The organism is Sphingomonas sp. (assembly GCF_036677245.1).
Taxonomy (GTDB): Bacteria; Pseudomonadota; Alphaproteobacteria; order Sphingomonadales; family Sphingomonadaceae; genus Allosphingosinicella.
This window is the reverse complement of sequence record NZ_JAKFCG010000022.1, coordinates 1-14,277: the sequence shown is the minus strand read 5'-3', so window position 1 is coordinate 14,277 and position 14,277 is coordinate 1. Positions and strand designations below refer to the sequence as shown.

The window sequence follows — 14,277 nt, the reverse complement described above, 5'->3', positions numbered from 1 at the left end:
ACTTCCGACGGCTCGACCAGCCGGCCGTAGAGCGACAACTGCCGGGCGACATAGTGCGCCTGCCCCCACGGGCTCTCCATCGACATCAGCAGCCCGGCCTTGGCCTGGGTGCGCACCCGATCGACCTCGCGCTGCGTCACATTCTCGGCGCATGCGCCGAGGATCTCCTCGATCAGCTGCGCGGTCGCCGACGATTGGCGGCGGGCGGTCGCGGCATAGATCGAAAGCAGGCCGGTGTCGCGATAGGGAAACAAGGCCGCGTAAACCGAATAAGCCAGGCCGCGATCCTCGCGCAGCTGCTGGAACAGCCGCGACGACATGCCCCCGCCGACCGCATCGGCGAACAGCCGCGCGGCGAAATAATCCGGATCGAGCTGCGCCGGACCGGCGAAGCCGAGCGCAAGATGCGCCTGATCGGAGGCGGTGCGGCCGACACGGTCGCCGCCGGTGAATCGCGCCGGCTCGGCGATCCGCGGGATTCCGGGCGGGAGGCCGCCGAGCCGCTCCTGCGCAAGCGCGACGAGCTGCGCGTGATTGACCTTGCCGGCCGCGACCAATGACAGTCCGCCGCCGCGATACTGGCCCTCGCGCCACTGGTGCAGATCCGCCACCGTGATCGCGGCGATGCTGTCCTCCTCGCCCAGGATCGAGCGGCCGAGCGGCTGTTCCGAATAAGCGGCCGACTGGAGATCGTCGAAGATGATGTCCGACGGCGTGTCGCGCGCCTCGCCGAGCTCCTGCAGCACGACCTGCTTCTCGCGCTCGAGCTCGACCTCGGTGAAATGCGGCGCGAGGATCATATCGGCGATCAGCTCGACGCCGAGCGGGATATGCTCGGCCATCACCGACGCCATGAAGCTGGTCGATTCGCGGTCGGTCGCAGCGTTGAGGTCGCCGCCGACATCCTCGATCGCCTCACTGATCTCGCGCGCCGAACGGCCGCCGGCGCCCTTGAACACCATATGCTCGAACAGATGGGCAAGGCCGCTGACCCGCGCGGGCTCGAAGCGCGAGCCGGTCTCGGCATAGAGGCCGACCGCCGCCGTCTCGATCGCGGGCATCTCGCGGCTGGCGACGCGCAGGCCGTTGGGAAGGATGGTGAGCTGCATCATGCGGGCGCGGTGCTTAGCCGCTCGGGCGTCGTGCGGCAATGTCGCCCGGGTTCACCGGCCCGGCGTCTCTTTGTGCCGCCACCGCAGCGCCAGGCCGTAGATGATCGCGGCGATCGCCGCGAAGATGAACCATTGAATGGCATAAGCGAGATGGTTGTTCGGGACCGATTCAGGCGAGGGCGGCGCGCTCGCGACCAGGCCCGGCGCCGGTGTGGCGGCGATGAGGCGCATGCCATATTTGCTGTCGGGCGCGATCACGCCGTCGAGCGCGCCGCCGCGCCATTGCGGCGGATCGCTCGAGCGCGACCAGCCGACGTCGACCTGCATGCCCGGACCTTCGGCGCCGGTGCGGCAGGCTGCGATATGGCTCCAGCCCGGCTGGTCGTTGAGATTGCGCCCGGCGACCGCGCGCCAGGAGACCACCTCGAGGCAGAAGCCGGTCGCGCGCCGGTAATAAGGAGGGTCGTCCTTCGGCGGGACGTTCGGCCAGGCGACCGGCGGCAGGCCCGCGGCTTGGCCGTAACGCACCAGCAGTCCTTCCTTCCACTCGGCGCGCTGGAGCTGCCAGACGCCGAGGCCGATCATCACGGCGACGGCCGCCGCGACGATCGCGGTGGGAAGGACGGGGATCTTCAACTGCCGGACTCGGCGAAGCGCGGACCAGCATCACGGCCGGCCGGCGGGATGCACTGCATCCCCGCCGCCGCGGCTCGGGAGAGCCCCGGGTCAGCCGTGATAGCTGGCTCCCCAGCCGCCCCAGACGTAGATCGAGATGAACAGGAACAGCCAGACGACGTCGACGAAGTGCCAGTACCAGGCAGCGGCCTCGAAGCCGAAATGCTGGCGCGGGGTGAAATCGCCGCGATAGGCGCGGATCAGGCAGACGATGAGGAAGATCGTGCCGACGATGACGTGGAAACCGTGGAAGCCGGTCGCCATGAAGAAGGTCGAGCCGTAGATGCTGCCGGCGAACGCGAACGGGGCGTGCACATATTCATAGGCCTGGACGCCGGTGAACAGCAGGCCGAGGCCGATCGTCGCCCACAGACCCTTCTTCAGCCCTTCGCGGTCGCCGTGGATCAGCGCATGGTGCGCCCAGGTGACGGTGGTGCCCGAGCAGAGCAGGATCAAGGTGTTGAGCAGCGGAAAGCCGAACGGATCGAGGACCTCGATGCCCTTGGGCGGCCAGACGCCGCCGACCGATTCGACCGCGGGCGGGAACAAAGCGGCGTTGAAGAAGGCCCAGAACCAGGCGACGAAGAACATCACCTCGGAGGCGATGAACAGGATCATGCCGTAGCGCAGGTGGAGCTGGACGACCGGCGTGTGATCGCCGGCATGCGCTTCCTGGATGACCTTGCGCCACCAGGCATACATCGTGAACAGGACGGCGATCAGGCCGGCGCCGGCGACGTAGGAACCATAAGGATGGTCGTGCATCCACATCACCAGGCCGCCGAACAGCACGAACGCAGCCATCGATCCCACCAGCGGCAGGATGTTCGGCTCTAAGATATGGTAATCGTGGCTTTTGGCACCCGCCATCGTCTATCCTTCCTGCGTCCCTCGCGCGTCCTCTAGCTTCGACTTTTCGCCTGGTCCACCGGGTAAAAAGTGTAGGAAAGCGTGATCTCGGAGATGTCGTCCGCGTCGCGATCCTCGAGGATCTTGGGGTCGACGTAGAACACCACCGGCATCCGCACTTCCTCGCCCGGCTGGAGGGTTTGCTCGGTGAAGCAGAAGCACTGGATCTTGGTGAAATAGCGGCCCGCCTGCATCGGCGTGACGTTGAACGTGGCGGTGCCGGTGACCGGTTTGTCGGAGAGGTTCTTGGCGGTGTAGAAGGCCATCTCGCGGGCGCCGACCGCCACCCGCTCGGTGTGCCGCTCCGGCTTGAATTCCCAGCCGAGCGCGGTCGAGGCGTTGGCATCGAAGCGGACCGACATGATCTTGCCGACGACCTCGCCGGGTGCGTCCTCGCCCTCGGCGCGCTGGGTGGTGCCGGCGAAACCCGTCACCTGGCAGAACATCCGGTAGAGCGGCACGCTCGCGAACGCGAGGCCGCCCATCGCGAACACCAGAACCACGCCGAGCAAGGCCGTGCGCAGGTTTCGGTTCATGGGGTTCCTGTTCATGGCTTCATCGCCATCTTGGCGATCGTGATCGCGAACATCAGGATCGCCAGGACGACCAGCGCGATCGCCATCACCACCGAGCGGCTGCGCTGGCGCGCGCGAACCACCTCCGGTTCGGGGCGGTTCGAGTCTTCGGGCATGCGGTCTTCGGACATGCTCATCCGATCAGCAGCCGGTCGGCAACCAGCGCTCCGAACAGGATGAACAGATAAAGGATCGAGAAGGCGAACAGGCGACGCTCCGGCTTCATTTCCTCGGGCTCGGTGGCGCGGTTGAACAATACGCGCAGCGACAACACGAAGAAGGCGGCGCTGAGCAGCAACGCGGCGATGCCGTAGAGCGGACCGGTCAGCCCGAGCGGCCAGGGCGCGACCGCGACCGCCGCCATCGGCACCGTGTAGAGCACCACCTGCTGGCGGGTGACTCGAGGCCCGGCGACGACCGGGAGCATTGGCACGCCCGCCGCGGCGTAGTCGGAGCGGACGAACAGCGACAGCGCCCAGAAATGCGGCGGCGTCCACAGGAAGATCAGCAGGAAGAGCAGGATCGGCAGCAGGCTGACGTCGCCGGTCGCCGCCGCCCAGCCGATCAGCGGCGGAAACGCGCCGGCGGCGCCGCCGATGACGATGTTCTGCGGCGTCCGCCGCTTGAGCCAGACGGTGTAGACCAGCACATAGAAAAGGATCGAAGCGGCCAGGATCGAGGCGGCAAGCCAGTTCACCGCGAGCCCCATCAGCAGCACCGAAAAGGTGCCGAGGCCGACTCCGAAATGGAGCGCCGACTGGCGATCCATCCGCCCGGCCGGGAGCGGACGTCCCGCGGTGCGCTTCATCAGCGCGTCGAGATCCGCCTCATACCATTGGTTGAGCGCGCCGGCCGCGCCCGCCGCGAGCGCGATGCACAGCACGGCGGTGAAGCCGAGCACCGGATGGATCGCGACCGGCGCGGCGAGCAGGCCGCACAGGCCGGTGAAGACGACGAGCGTCATCACCCGCGGCTTGGTCAGCGCGACGAAATCGCGCCAATCGGCGGGAAGCGGATGGATCTGCTGCGATACCGTCGCCGTCATCTGTCTCACCTGTCCTCGCCCGGCCGTGGCGGGCGGGACGTTTTCGGTCCGCCCGGCGATCAGGCCGGGCGGCACCATGCTCAGTCGATCCGCGGCAGCTGCTCGAACTGGTGGTAGGGCGGCGGGCTCGGCAAGGTCCACTCGAGCGTCGTCGCGCCTTCGCCCCAGGGATTGTCGGCCGCCTTCTTGCCCGCCACCAGCGACCAGACGATGTTGGCGAAGAAGAAGATCATCCCCACCGCCATCATCACATAGCCGACCGTGGCGATCTCGTTCCAACGGGCAAAGGCGTCATTATAGTCGGGAATGCGCCGCTGCATGCCGTCCATGCCCAGGAAGTGCATCGGGAAGAACAGGATGTTCACGCCGATGAAGAAGATCCAGAAATGGAGCTGGCCGAGCAGCTCGCTCTGCATCCGCCCGAACATCTTGGGGAACCAGTAGGTCCAGGCGGCGAACAGGGCGAACACCGCGCCGAGCGACAGCACGTAGTGGAAGTGCGCGACGACGTAATAGGTGTCGTGGACATTGTTGTCGATGCCGCCGTTGGCGAGCACGACGCCGGTCACGCCGCCGACCGTGAACATGAAGATGAAGCCCAGCGCCCACATCATCGGCGTCTGGAAGCTGATCGACCCGCCCCACATCGTCGCGATCCACGAGAAGATCTTGATGCCGGTCGGGACCGCGATCACCATCGTCGCCGCGGTGAAGTACATCTTGGTGTTCACGTCCATGCCGATCAGGAACATGTGGTGCGCCCAGACGACGAAGCCGACCACGCCGATCGCCACCATCGCATAGGCCATGCCGAGATAGCCGAACACCGGCTTGCGGCTGAACGTCGCGATCACCTGGCTGACCATGCCGAACCCCGGCAGGATCATGATGTAGACCTCGGGGTGGCCGAAAAACCAGAAGAGGTGCTGGTAGAGCACCGGATCGCCGCCGCCCGAGGCGTCGAAGAAGGTCGTGCCGAAGTTGCGGTCGGTGAGCAGCATCGTGATCGCGCCCGCGAGCACCGGCAGCGAGAGCAGGAGCAGGAATGCGGTCACCAGGATCGACCAGACGAACAAAGGCATCTTGTGCAGGGTCATGCCCGGCGCGCGCATGTTGAAGATCGTCGTGATGAAGTTGATCGCGCCGAGGATCGACGATGCGCCGGCGAGGTGGAGCGAGAAGATCGCCAGGTCGACCGCCGGCCCGGGCGAGCCGCTGGTCGACAGCGGCGGGTAGACCGTCCAGCCGACGCCGGCGCCGTTGCCGGTGCCGCCGGGGACGAAGGTCGAGCCGAGCAGGAGCAGGAACGCCGGGATGAGCAGCCAGAAGCTGATGTTGTTCATTCGCGGGAACGCCATGTCCGGCGCGCCGATCATGATCGGCACGAACCAGTTGCCGAAGCCGCCGATCATCGCCGGCATGACCATGAAGAACACCATGATCAGGCCGTGCGCGGTGATCAGCACGTTCCACAGGTGCAGCGCCTCGTCGAACGACCCGGCACCGGTCCAGGCTTCGAGGAACTGGATGCCCGGCTCGGCGAGCTCGGCGCGCATCAGGCCCGAGATCGCGCCGCCGATGATCCCGGCGGTGATCGCGAAGATCAGGTAGAGCGTGCCGATGTCCTTGTGGTTGGTGGACATGAACCAGCGCGCGAAGAAGGCCGGCTTGTGATCGGCGTCATGATGATGATCATGGCCGTGCGCGACTTCGAAATGGCTGGCGTTTGCAGTCGTGTCAGTCATCTTAGCGGCCTTCGGAGTTGGTCGAGCCCTGGGTCGAAACCGGTGGCTTGGCGGTGGCATCGACCACGGCCGTCGGAGCGGGCGAGGTCTCGGTGCCGCTCGCCGCGGTAACGACCGGCGACGCGGGATTGGTGATCGGCGAATTGACGGTGGCGTCCGGCGAGGTCGGCCGCGCCGCGCCGGGCATGGTGCCGCCTTTCGATGCGACCCAGGCCGCGAACTGCGCCGGCGGCATCACCTCGACCGCGATCGGCATATAGGCGTGGCGCGCGCCGCACAGCTCGAAGCATTGGCCGTAATAGACGCCCGGGCGGTCGACCTTGAACCAGGTCTCGTTGAGGCGGCCGGGAATCGCGTCCATTTTGGTCCAGAACGAAGGCAGGCCCCAGCTGTGGATGACGTCGGCGGCGGTGACGATCAGCTTGACCGTCGCGCCGGCCGGGACGACCATCCGCTCGTCGACGCCGAGCAGGCGCGGCTCGCCGCGCTTCTTGGCGTCCTCGTCCGAGAGCGCGTTGGAGACGATTTCGAAATCGCCGTTGTCGGGATATTGATAGGTCCAATACCATTGGTTGCCGATCACCTTGACGGTGATATCGGCCTTGGGCGGCGAATATTGGCGCGCCAGCAGCTTGATCGACGGCACCGCGATGACGACCAGGATCAGGACCGGGACGAGCGTCCAGACCACCTCGATCAACGTGTTGTGGGTGGTGCGGGACGGCGTCGGATTGGCGCTGCGGCGGTAGCGGACGATCGCGAACAGCATCAGCGCCAGCACGAACAGCGAGATGATCGTGATGATCGGCACGAGCAATATGTCGTGGAACCAGGCGGCTTCCTCGCCGATCGGGGTGAACTGATCCTGGAAGCCAAGCCGGCCGTCGGGCATGCCGATGCCATATTCGGGCTTGGCGCGGCCGCTCGGCTCGATCGCCTTTGCGGCGACCTCGGCCGGCGCCGGATTGCCGACGCTCGTCAGCGGCGTTCCGGAAACATCCTCGGGCTGCGCGGGAAGCGCGGACTTTTCCTGCGCCGTCAGCTGCGGAACCACGTTGGGATTATGCTGTGCCACCGCTGCGCCGGGGGCGAGCCCGAGAGCGGCGGCAAGGACCAGGATTCTCAACAGAATTTTCATCTAAACCCCTTGGACGCCGCAAAGAAGACGCGGGAATGGAGTCGGCCGCGAACGGCCGGTCGCGGCGCCTTATAGGCAGGGCGGGTGCGCGCCTCAAGCGCCCAAACGCCCTTTTTCCGGGAGGGGTTTCGGCTGCCTTGATGGCGGCGCCGCGGCGCCCTATCAGGCAGGCAGCCACAGCCCCAGCGAGCCAACATGACCGATGAAGACGTTCTGGCGGAATTCCGCGCCGCCGACGCCCTGCTCGAGGGCCATTTCCTGCTCAGTTCCGGGCTGCACAGCCCGCGCTATCTGCAGTGCGCGCGCGTGCTGATGGATCCGGCGCGCGCCGCCCGCCTCGCCTCGGCGCTGGTCCAAAAATTGCCGCGCGAGACCAGAAGCGCGATCGAGATCGTCGTCTCCCCGGCAATGGGCGGAATCATCGCCGGCCATGAGGTCGGCCGCGCGCTCGGCCGCGAGGCGGTGTTCGTCGAACGGCCGAGCGGGACCTTCGAGCTGCGTCGCGGCTTTCGGCTGAAGGCCGGACAGAAAGTGCTGCTGGTCGAGGACGTCGTCACCACCGGGCTCAGCTCGCGCGAGGCGATCGCTGCGGTCGAGCAGGCCGGCGGAATCGTCATCGCCGCGGCGGCGCTGGTCGACCGCTCGAACGGCAGCGCCGATCTCGGCGTTCCCTTCTACCCGCTGGTCCAGCTCTCGGTGCCGACCTACGCTGCCGACGCGCTGCCCGAAGAGCTGGCCGCGATTCCCGCCGAAAAGCCGGGGAGCCGGAAAGCGGCGTGACCGGCAGGCTCCGCCTCGGCGTCAACATCGACCATGTCGCCACGATCCGCAACGCGCGCGGCGGCGACCATCCCGATCCGGTCCGCGCCGCGGTCGCGGCGGCCGGCGCCGGCGCCGACGGCGTCACCGCGCATCTGCGCGAGGACCGGCGGCACATCACCGACGACGACATCTCGCGGCTGACCGAACGTCTCACCGTGCCGCTCAACCTCGAAATGGCGGCGACCGAGGAGATGCTCGACATCGCACTGCGCCACCGGCCGAACGCGGCCTGCATCGTTCCGGAAAAGCGCGAAGAGCGCACCACCGAAGGCGGCCTCGACGCCGCCGGCCAGTTCGACCATCTCGCGCCGTTCGTCATCCGCCTCACCCAGGCCGGAATTCGGGTCAGCCTGTTCATCGAGCCGGACCCGCGCCAGATCGAGGCGGCGATCGCGCTCGCGGCGCCGGTCGTCGAGTTCCACACCGGCCGCTACGCGCATCTCGAGGGCCAGCACCGCGCCGAGGAATTGCGCCGCATCGCCGATGCCGCCGCGCTCGCGCACAAGAACGGCATCGAGCCGCACGCAGGCCATGGCCTCACCTTCGCCAATGTGATGGCCATCGCCGCGATCCCACAGCTGATGGAGCTCAACATCGGCCATTTCCTGATCGGCGATGCGATCTTCTCCGGGCTCGAAAGCAGCGTCACCCGGATGCGCGCGCTGATGGACGAGGCACGCGGGTGAGCAGGTCCTCGTCGTGATCATCGGCATCGGCTCCGACCTGTGCAACATCGAGCGCATCCAGAAATCGCTCGACCGCTTCGGCGAGCGCTTCGTCCGGCGGGTGTTCACCGATGCCGAGCGCGCCAAGGCGGAATCGCGACCGTTCACCCGCGCCGGCACCTATGCCAAGCGTTTCGCGGCCAAGGAGGCGTTCTCCAAAGCGGTCGGCACCGGTTTCAAGCGCGGCGTGTTCATGAAGGATATAGGCGTGATCAATAAGCCGTCGGGCGCGCCGACCTTCGCGCTCGGCGGCGGCGCGAAACAGAGGCTTGACGAGATGACGCCCGAAGGCCACGCGGCAGAAGTCCATTTGACGATGACCGACGATCATCCGTTCGCGCAGGCGTTCGTGATCATCACCGCCGTCCCGCTACAAGGAGCATGAGGGTGAGCGCGAGCGAACCGGCCACCCAGGCGCCGGACGACAGCAAGGGCAAGGGCGGGACCGACTGGTGGGGGGAAGCCAAGGCGATCCTCTGGCTGCTGGCGGCGGTGCTCGCCTTCCACAGCTTCATCGCCAAGCCGTTCTACATCCCGTCGGAATCGATGATGCCGGTGCTGCTCAAGGGCGACCGGCTGGTGGTCAGCAAATTCCCCTACGGCTGGTCGTGGGTCTCGCCCTCGTTCCACCTGCTCCCGCCGATCAATGGCCGGCTGCTCGGCTCGCTGCCCGAGCGCGGCGACATCGTCATCGTCACCCCGCCCGGGCAGACGACGGACTATATCAAGCGGGTGATCGGGCTCCCCGGCGACCGACTCGAGATGATCGGCGGGCAATTGTTCATCAACGACGTTCCCGTGAAACGCGAAAAGCGGCCGGCGACGATGATCCCGATCGACGACAACGTCCCCTGCGGGCAAGATGATATCGGCGATTTCCGGGTGATGGGGCGCGACGGCCAGTCCTATTGCCGGCTGCCGGTGTTCCGCGAGACGCTACCCAACGGGCGCTTCTATGATACGATCGACCTCACCCAGCATGTGGAGGTCGATGATTTTGCCAAGCTCGTCGTCCCTCCCGATCACGTCTTCCTGATGGGCGACAATCGCGACAAGTCGGCCGACAGCCGGGTGGGATCCGAGGGCGGCGGGCTCGGCGGCCCGGTCCCTTATGAGAATATCGGCGGGCGCGCCGAATTCATCACCTTCTCGCTCGACGGGACGACGCATCTGCTCAACCCGCTGAGCTGGTTCGGCGCGCTGCGCGGCGGACGCGCGGGATCATCGCTCCACCCCGGCGAGGCGCCTTCGAGATGAGCGAAACGGCCGCCGACCACGTCGAACAGCCCGGTCCGGCCGAAATGCGCGATCCGTTCGTCCGCGAGGAGATGAAGCGCGCCGCGGTCTGGATCGGCCTGGTCGTCGCGGTCGTCGCAATCATCTACCTCGCCCAGCCGCTGCTGCTGATCTTCGCCGGCATCGTCTTCGCCGCGATTCTCGACGGCGGAACGCGGTTGCTCGGCCGGGTGCTGCCGATCGGCCGCGGCTGGCGGCTTGCGATCATCACCTTGTTCGGCTTCGGCGTCATCTTCGGCATCATGACCTATGCCGGTCTCGAAATCGTCGCCCAGGCGGAGACCCTGCAGCGGGTGGTGACCGCCCAGTTCAACAACATCCTCGCCCGCGCGAGCGAGCTCGGGCTGACGCAAGGGCCCGTCCAGATCCAGCAGATCAGCCAGCAACTGATGGGCACGCTGGGGCGACTGACCTCAGCGGTCGGGACGGCGCTCGGCGCCTTCACCAGCCTGATCATGATCCTCGTGATCGGCATCTTCATCGCGATCGAACCGCGCAATTACGAGCGCGGCGTCGCCTGGATGCTTCCGCTGAGGAGCCGCGACGGCTTCTATCGCACCAGCGAGCGCATGGGCCACACGTTGCGGCGGCTGATGATGGGGCGGCTGGTGGGGATGGCAGTCGAAGGCATCGGCACCTGGATCCTGCTCTGGATCGGCGGCGTGCCGATGGCCTTGCTGCTCGGGATGTTGACCGGACTGCTGGCGTTCATCCCCAACATCGGCGCGATCGTGTCGGGCGTGCTGATCGTCCTGGTCGGCTTCAGCGTGAGCCCCGAGGCAGGTCTGTGGGGAATCGGCGTCTATCTGATCGTCCAGATCGTCGACGGCTATCTGATCGTTCCCTATGTCGCCCGAAAGACGGTCGACCTAGCGCCGGCGCTGGTGCTCGGCGCACAGCTGCTGTTCGGTGCCCTGTTCGGCCTGATGGGGCTGATGCTCGCCGATCCGATCATTGCGATGATCAAGACCGCGCTCGAGCAGAAATCGCGCGAGGACCAGGGCGTCACGCCGCCCGAACCGTAAATCCTACCCGGTGAGCGGCGCCCTCAAGCTGTCCGTCAGTCCGCCTTACATGCCGCTTTGGGCGGGGGGCGGTCCTTGCGGGCCTTCCATCTGCATCAGCGCCGCATTGGGCACGACCTGGGCGACGGAAACGTCGAATTCGAGCACCGCATTCGGCGGGATCGGCCCGCCGGGGGGAACATTGTCGCCGTAGGCGAGCTCGGGCGGCAGCCATATGCGGTAGCGGCCCTGCGGCTGCATCATCTGCAGCGCCTCGCTGAAGCCCGGCACGACCTGACCGACGAGCATTGGCGCAGGCCCTTTGCCGGCGGTCGAATCGAACACCGTGCCGTCGGTCAGCCGGCCCTCATAGTCGATGATCACGCCGTCATGGACGCCGATGCGCGGCCCGGATCCGGCCCGAAGCACCTCGATCTGCACCCCGGACGGCGTGGTGACCACTCCCGCGCGCTCGCCGTTGTTCGCGAGATAGAGCGCCGGGCTCTTGGTGCGCAGTTCGTCGGTGCCGGCCCAGGCGACCGCCGCCGCGGCGAGGCTCAGCGCGCCGAGCCCCAGCCATAATTTGAGCACCGTTCCCTTTTGCACGGGACGAAGCGGAACGGCGGTGACGGACATCTTCTCTATCCCGGCTGGTGGAGCAGAGGACCAGCTTCCGCCTCCGCTCGGTGGGCGAGGCGCCTAGCGGGCGCCGTCGCGCTCCATGCGCTTGCGCTCGAGCTTGCGCGCGCGGCGGATTGCGGCAGCGCGCTCGCGGGCGCGCTTCTCGGACGGCTTTTCGTAATGACGGCGCAGCTTCATCTCGCGGTAGACGCCTTCGCGCTGGAGCTTCTTCTTGAGCGCTCGCAGCGCTTGGTCGACATTGTTGTCGCGAACGATGATCTGCATAAAAGGTCTTTACTCTCCGATCGATGGGCCGTCGACGCCGCGTCAAACGCCGCCGTACGAAAACGCATTGAAATGGGTTCGCCACGGAAACTCATCCGCGCCGGTGCGCGCCGCCGATACCAGCCAGTCGTGTGATTTTCAAGCTGAAAGGCGCCGCACCGCCGCGTGCGCCCAGGACCACGAAGTGAAAAGTCTCCCTCCCGTTGGTTAACCAGTTGCTTACGCCTCACCGCTAAACCGCCTTGATGATTGTGGTGGGAAGTGGGGCGATGAACGTCAATTGGGCCAATCTGCGGCTGATCGCCGCCGTCCCCGGCTTGATGGCCGCGGCATCGTGCGTGCCGGCGAGCCACTTCGCCGCCGCCACCCCCACCGCGACCGCGCAAACGGCCGCACAGCCAAAAGGATCGCCGGCCGAGATGGCGGCGGAACGCAAGTTCTGGAAACGCGCCGGCGAGCTGCTCGCGCCGGTCTCGGCGACGCCCGCGACGCCCTTCGCCGCGGACGCGCAAAGCGACGAGGACCGCGCCCGCTCGCTCGATTGCCTCACCTCCGCCATCTATTACGAAGCCCGTTCCGAGCCTGAGGACGGCCAGCGCGCGGTTGCGCAGGTCGTGCTCAACCGCGTCCGCCATCCCGCCTTCCCCTCGACCGTCTGCGGCGTCGTCTTCCAGGGCAGCCAGCGTCGGACCGGCTGCCAATTCAGCTTCACCTGCGACGGATCGATGGCGCGCCGCCCGCGCCCGGACGTCTGGGAGCGGGTGCGAAGGATCGCGGTCGAGGCGCTGTCGGGCAGCGTCTATGCGCCGGTCGGCAACGCGACCCATTATCACACCACTGCGATCCTCCCTTATTGGGCACCCTATCTCAGGAAATCGGCGATCGTCGGCGCGCATATCTTCTACCGCTGGAGCGGCGGCGCCGGCGAAGCGTCTGCCTTCCGCCAGCGATACGGCGGCCTCGAGCCGGTCCGCACGAGCTGGACCGAAAGCGCCGAGGCGCTGCCGCAGGTCCATCGCGGCACGCCGCAGCAGGCGTGGTCGGAAGTCGTCCGGCTCGACGACGGCGCCGTCCGCGTCCACCGCGGCACTGCCGGTTCGCCCGACTCTGCCGGATCGGCCGTTGGTGCTGCTCCTGCGCGGTTCGCCGCAGAGACCCCGGTCGAAACGATCGAGGGCGCCGACGATTTCGGTGTCCAAGTGCATCGCGGAGCGACCCCCGCGGCCTAGCCTACACCGCCTCCTTCCACCCACGTTCCCAAAGCCGCGGATTGACCTTAAAGCCTGGTCGATGACCAAGCTCACGGTGAACGGCCAGCCGGTCCATTATCGCATGGATCCCCAGACTCCGTTGCTGTGGGCGCTACGCGACGCCTCCAACCTCACCGGCACCAAATATGGCTGCGGCACCGGTCATTGCGGCGCGTGCACCGTCAACCTCGACGGCAATGCGGTACGAAGCTGCCTCGTCCCGATCGGCCGCCTCGAGGGGAGCTTCGTCGTCACGATCGAAGCGTTGTCGCGCGAGCGGTCGCATCCGGTCCAGCAGGCCTGGGTGGCGGAATCGGTCCCGCAATGCGGCTATTGCCAATCGGGCATGATCATGGCGGCGGCGGCGCTGCTCGACAAGAATTCGAACCCGAGCGATGCCGACATCGCGGCCGCGATCACCAACATCTGCCGCTGCGGCACCACGCCGCGGATCATCGAAGCGATCAGGCGCGCGGCACGGGTCAAGGCCGGCCATGAGCGAATCGCCGCCGCGCCGCCGCCCGGAATCGACCCCGCCGACGCCGCGCGCGAAATCCCGGCACTGCGCCCGGTCACCGCCCCCACCTCGGGCGAAGAGATCGCCGAATAAGGATTCGGTCGCAGGCGTCGGCCAATTCTTTCTGATGGCTTTCCAACAAGTTCAGCCGGCGCTCATCGGCGTTCGTGCATTCAGCGCCGGTGGGCAGCGATCGTCGCTCGCCCGACTGTTAGGAGTGCCCCGATGCGAAAGGCATTGATTGGATTGATGGCGGCGGCGACGGCTTTGAGCCCGTTGGCCCCGGCCGCTGCTCAGAATTGGGGCGGCCGCGATTCGGCGCGCTCCGACCGGCAGCAGCAAAGGGTGGAACGGCGCGCCGAGCGCCAGGTGCAACGCAGCGAACGCCAGGTGCAGAGCGCCAACCGGCAGGTGCAGAGCGCCGACCGGCAGGTGCAGAGCGCCGACCGTCAGCTCCACCGCGCCGAGCGGCAGGTTCAGCGCGCCGACCGGCAGGTCCAGCGCGTCGATCGGCAGGCGCAACGCACCGCTCGCGGCAACGAAGCCGCGGTGATGCGC

General features: G+C 67.1%; 18 protein-coding genes. 8 read left to right on the top strand and 10 right to left on the bottom strand.

The genetic code is table 11. The features are described 5' to 3' along the window. The 8 genes from V6M48_RS02445 to coxB all read right to left on the bottom strand — a co-directional run. The coding region (locus V6M48_RS02445) for a M16 family metallopeptidase (RefSeq protein ID WP_332810936.1) at positions 1-1,112 on the bottom strand (1,112 nt) is incomplete at its 3' end. 51 nt (positions 1,113-1,163) lie between these two features. Beyond that, positions 1,164-1,748 carry an SURF1 family cytochrome oxidase biogenesis protein gene (locus V6M48_RS02440; RefSeq protein WP_332810935.1) on the bottom strand — a complete coding sequence of 195 codons (585 nt, stop codon included), beginning with the start codon at positions 1,746-1,748 and terminating at the stop codon, positions 1,164-1,166. 90 nt (positions 1,749-1,838) lie between these two features. Beyond that, entirely contained in the window at positions 1,839-2,657 is an 819-nt protein-coding gene (locus V6M48_RS02435; protein ID WP_332810934.1) for a cytochrome c oxidase subunit 3, read from the bottom strand. 32 nt (positions 2,658-2,689) lie between these two features. Next, entirely contained in the window at positions 2,690-3,247 is a 558-nt protein-coding gene (locus V6M48_RS02430; RefSeq protein WP_332810933.1) for a cytochrome c oxidase assembly protein, read from the bottom strand. After that, positions 3,244-3,402: a hypothetical protein gene (locus V6M48_RS02425; protein WP_332810932.1), complete on the bottom strand. Its 159-nt coding sequence runs from the start codon at positions 3,400-3,402 to the stop codon at positions 3,244-3,246. Before V6M48_RS02425 ends, V6M48_RS02430 begins: the two co-directional genes overlap by 4 nt. A gap of 2 nt (positions 3,403-3,404) precedes the next feature. Next, positions 3,405-4,316, bottom strand: a complete 912-nt coding sequence (locus V6M48_RS02420) for a heme o synthase (protein ID WP_332810931.1) — start codon at positions 4,314-4,316, stop codon at positions 3,405-3,407. 80 nt (positions 4,317-4,396) lie between these two features. Then, entirely contained in the window at positions 4,397-6,061 is a 1,665-nt protein-coding gene (ctaD, locus tag V6M48_RS02415; protein ID WP_332810930.1) for a cytochrome c oxidase subunit I, read from the bottom strand. Position 6,062: 1 nt separating this feature from the next. Further along, positions 6,063-7,199 carry a cytochrome c oxidase subunit II gene (gene coxB, locus V6M48_RS02410; protein ID WP_332810929.1) on the bottom strand — a complete coding sequence of 379 codons (1,137 nt, stop codon included), beginning with the start codon at positions 7,197-7,199 and terminating at the stop codon, positions 6,063-6,065. A 195-nt stretch (positions 7,200-7,394) separates the two neighbouring features. On the opposite strand from coxB, the gene pyrE reads away from it, so the two are divergent. From pyrE to V6M48_RS02385, 5 genes are read left to right on the top strand one after another with little or no spacing between them, the layout of a single operon-like run. Beyond that, complete coding sequence (gene pyrE / locus V6M48_RS02405; RefSeq protein ID WP_332810928.1) at positions 7,395-7,979, top strand: orotate phosphoribosyltransferase; 585 nt, start codon at positions 7,395-7,397, stop codon at positions 7,977-7,979. Next, entirely contained in the window at positions 7,976-8,707 is a 732-nt protein-coding gene (locus V6M48_RS02400) for a pyridoxine 5'-phosphate synthase (RefSeq protein WP_332810927.1), read from the top strand. The genes pyrE and V6M48_RS02400 overlap by 4 nt, the downstream gene beginning before the upstream one ends. Before the next feature lie 13 nt (positions 8,708-8,720). After that, a complete protein-coding gene (acpS, locus tag V6M48_RS02395) occupies positions 8,721-9,131 on the top strand; it encodes a holo-ACP synthase (protein ID WP_332810926.1) in 411 nt (136 codons plus the stop codon). Continuing rightward, positions 9,128-10,003 carry a signal peptidase I gene (gene lepB / locus V6M48_RS02390; protein WP_443019031.1) on the top strand — a complete coding sequence of 292 codons (876 nt, stop codon included), beginning with the start codon at positions 9,128-9,130 and terminating at the stop codon, positions 10,001-10,003. The genes acpS and lepB overlap by 4 nt, the downstream gene beginning before the upstream one ends. Next, on the top strand, positions 10,000-11,067 hold the full coding sequence (locus V6M48_RS02385) for an AI-2E family transporter (protein WP_332810924.1): 1,068 nt from the start codon (positions 10,000-10,002) through the stop codon (positions 11,065-11,067). Before lepB ends, V6M48_RS02385 begins: the two co-directional genes overlap by 4 nt. Positions 11,068-11,112: 45 nt before the next feature. On the opposite strand, the gene V6M48_RS02380 is transcribed toward V6M48_RS02385, so the two are convergent. Further along, positions 11,113-11,682 carry an FKBP-type peptidyl-prolyl cis-trans isomerase gene (locus V6M48_RS02380; protein WP_332810923.1) on the bottom strand — a complete coding sequence of 190 codons (570 nt, stop codon included), beginning with the start codon at positions 11,680-11,682 and terminating at the stop codon, positions 11,113-11,115. A gap of 63 nt (positions 11,683-11,745) precedes the next feature. Further along, positions 11,746-11,952, bottom strand: a complete 207-nt coding sequence (rpsU, locus tag V6M48_RS02375; protein ID WP_076068899.1) for a 30S ribosomal protein S21 — start codon at positions 11,950-11,952, stop codon at positions 11,746-11,748. 269 nt (positions 11,953-12,221) lie between these two features. On the opposite strand from rpsU, the gene V6M48_RS02370 reads away from it, so the two are divergent. The 3 genes from V6M48_RS02370 to V6M48_RS02360 form a co-directional block, all read left to right on the top strand. Beyond that, positions 12,222-13,181 (top strand): cell wall hydrolase, encoded by a 960-nt coding sequence (locus tag V6M48_RS02370; RefSeq protein ID WP_332810922.1) that lies wholly within the window; start codon positions 12,222-12,224, stop codon positions 13,179-13,181. Between the two features lie 61 nt (positions 13,182-13,242). Next, entirely contained in the window at positions 13,243-13,812 is a 570-nt protein-coding gene (locus V6M48_RS02365; RefSeq protein WP_332810921.1) for a (2Fe-2S)-binding protein, read from the top strand. 174 nt (positions 13,813-13,986) lie between these two features. Continuing rightward, a partial coding sequence (locus V6M48_RS02360) for a hypothetical protein (RefSeq protein WP_332810920.1) occupies positions 13,987-14,277 on the top strand: 291 nt, incomplete at its 3' end.

Coding starts and splice junctions, on each gene's coding strand:
- V6M48_RS02435 (WP_332810934.1), bottom strand. CDS start 2,657: ATGGCGGGTGCCAAAAGCCACGATTACCATATCTTAGAGCCGAACATC.
- V6M48_RS02385 (WP_332810924.1), top strand. CDS start 10,000: ATGAGCGAAACGGCCGCCGACCACGTCGAACAGCCCGGTCCGGCCGAA.
- V6M48_RS02425 (WP_332810932.1), bottom strand. CDS start 3,402: ATGTCCGAAGACCGCATGCCCGAAGACTCGAACCGCCCCGAACCGGAG.
- pyrE (WP_332810928.1), top strand. CDS start 7,395: ATGACCGATGAAGACGTTCTGGCGGAATTCCGCGCCGCCGACGCCCTG.
- lepB (WP_443019031.1), top strand. CDS start 9,128: ATGAGGGTGAGCGCGAGCGAACCGGCCACCCAGGCGCCGGACGACAGC.
- V6M48_RS02365 (WP_332810921.1), top strand. CDS start 13,243: ATGACCAAGCTCACGGTGAACGGCCAGCCGGTCCATTATCGCATGGAT.
- rpsU (WP_076068899.1), bottom strand. CDS start 11,952: ATGCAGATCATCGTTCGCGACAACAATGTCGACCAAGCGCTGCGAGCG.
- ctaD (WP_332810930.1), bottom strand. CDS start 6,061: ATGACTGACACGACTGCAAACGCCAGCCATTTCGAAGTCGCGCACGGC.
- V6M48_RS02370 (WP_332810922.1), top strand. CDS start 12,222: ATGAACGTCAATTGGGCCAATCTGCGGCTGATCGCCGCCGTCCCCGGC.
- coxB (WP_332810929.1), bottom strand. CDS start 7,199: ATGAAAATTCTGTTGAGAATCCTGGTCCTTGCCGCCGCTCTCGGGCTC.
- V6M48_RS02420 (WP_332810931.1), bottom strand. CDS start 4,316: ATGACGGCGACGGTATCGCAGCAGATCCATCCGCTTCCCGCCGATTGG.
- V6M48_RS02380 (WP_332810923.1), bottom strand. CDS start 11,682: ATGTCCGTCACCGCCGTTCCGCTTCGTCCCGTGCAAAAGGGAACGGTG.
- V6M48_RS02430 (WP_332810933.1), bottom strand. CDS start 3,247: ATGAACAGGAACCCCATGAACCGAAACCTGCGCACGGCCTTGCTCGGC.